This window comes from Kribbella hippodromi, assembly GCF_039531045.1.
GTDB lineage: Bacteria > Actinomycetota > Actinomycetes > Propionibacteriales > Kribbellaceae > Kribbella > Kribbella hippodromi.
On record NZ_BAAAPH010000053.1, the window covers coordinates 1 to 1777 of the forward strand.

The following is a 1777-nucleotide window of genomic DNA, read 5'->3' on the forward strand; positions in this document are numbered from 1 at the left end:
TTCTTCGGTGGCGGTTGGGAGGACCTTGTGCAGGTCGCCGACGACGCCGAAGTCGACCAGCTCGAAGATCGGGGCCTCGGGGTCCTTGTTGACCGCGACGATGGTCTTCGAGGTCTGCATCCCGGCGCGGTGCTGGATCGCGCCGGAAATCCCGGCCGCCACATACAGCTGCGGTGACACGGTCTTGCCGGTCTGACCCACCTGGTACGCGTGCGGGTACCAGCCCGAGTCGACGGCCGCGCGGGAGGCGCCGACCGCGGCACCGAGCGAGTCCGCGAACGCCTCGATCGGACCGAAGTCACCACCGGTACCGCGGCCACCGGACACGATGATCGCGGCCTCGGTCAGCTCCGGCCGGCCGGTCGCCGCACGCGGCTTGGACTCGGTGATCCGCGCGGTCTTCGCGGCGTCGGAGATCGTCACGTCGAACTCCTCCACCTCCGGCGAGGTCTCGGCGGCCTCGGGGGTCGCGGCGTTCGGCTTGACCGTGATGATCGGCGTGCCGTGGGTGACCTTCGACTGCACAGTGAAGTTGCCCGCGAACACCGACTGGGTAGCGACCGCACCGCCGGCACCACCCTCGGCGGCCTGGACGTCGACGGCGTCGGTGATCAGGCCGGAGTCCAGCTTGACCGCGAGCCGGGCGGCGATCTCCTTGCCCTCGGCGTTCGACGAGATCAGGATCGCGGCCGGCTCGACCTTGGCCGCGACCTGCTGCAGCGCCTCCGCCTTCGGCGCCACCAGGTACTGCGTGAGCTCCGGGTTCGAGAGCGCGATCACCTTCGTCGCGCCGTACTGCCCGAGCGCCGGCAGCGCGGCCTGCACCTCAGCGTCACCGGAGCCGATGAAGACGGCGACCGGCTCGCCCAGCCGGCGGGCGATGGTGAGGAGCTCGGCGGTGGTCTTGCGGACCGTGCCCCCTGGGTTGTCCGTGTGGTCAACGAGAACCAGAACCTTCGACATACCAGACATGGATCAGCCGCTCCTCAGAGGAACTTGTTCGTGGACAGGAACTCGACCAGTTGATGCGCACCGCTCCCGGCAGCACCGTCCTCATCGGTGACGATCGTGCCGGCAGTCCGCGCCGGACGGGCGGTCACCTCGACCACCTCGGTCCACGCGCCCGAGCCACCGACCTGCTCGGCGGTAAGCTCGAGGTCGGCCAGCGACCAGGTCTCGACCGGCTTCTTCTTCGCGGCCATGATGCCCTTGAACGACGGGTACCGCGGCTCGTTGGCCTGGTCGGACACCGACAGCACCAGCGGCAGCGTGCCCTCGACGGTGTCGCTCGCGGTGTCGCCGTCGCGGCGAATCCGGACGGTCTGCCCGTCGACGGTCACCTCCGAGCCCAGCGTCACGGCCGGCAGGCCGAGCCGCTCCGACACCATCGCCGGCACCACCCCCATGCCGCCATCGGTCGAACCCATCCCGAACACGACCAGGTCGGCCTCGAGCTTGGCCAGCGCCTTGGCCAGGATCAGCGACGTCGCCACCGCGTCCGAACCGTGGATCGCGTCGTCGACCACGTGCACACCCGCGTCGGCGCCCATCTGCAGGCCCTTCTTCACCGCGTCGGCAGCCTGATCCGGGCCAACCGTGAGAACGGTCACCTCGGCATCCCCGGCTTCCTTCACGGTGAGCGCGGTCTCGACGGCATACTCGTCCAGCTCGGACAGCAGCCCGTCGACACCCGCCCGGTCCACCGTGTTGTCTTCCGTACGGAAGCGGCGGTCCGCGGTGGCATCCGGCACGAACTTCGCGCAGACGACGATCTTCA

The 1777-nt window shown here is 69.6% G+C and carries 2 protein-coding genes; both read right to left on the bottom strand.

Going from position 1 to position 1777, the window contains the following annotated elements:
- On the bottom strand, positions 1-963 hold a 963-nt coding region (locus ABD260_RS37430), incomplete at its 3' end, for an electron transfer flavoprotein subunit alpha/FixB family protein (protein WP_344241724.1).
- A 23-nt stretch (positions 964-986) separates the two neighbouring features.
- Positions 987-1777 (bottom strand): electron transfer flavoprotein subunit beta/FixA family protein (locus ABD260_RS37435; RefSeq protein ID WP_425553503.1); only part of this gene is annotated, 791 nt, incomplete at its 5' end.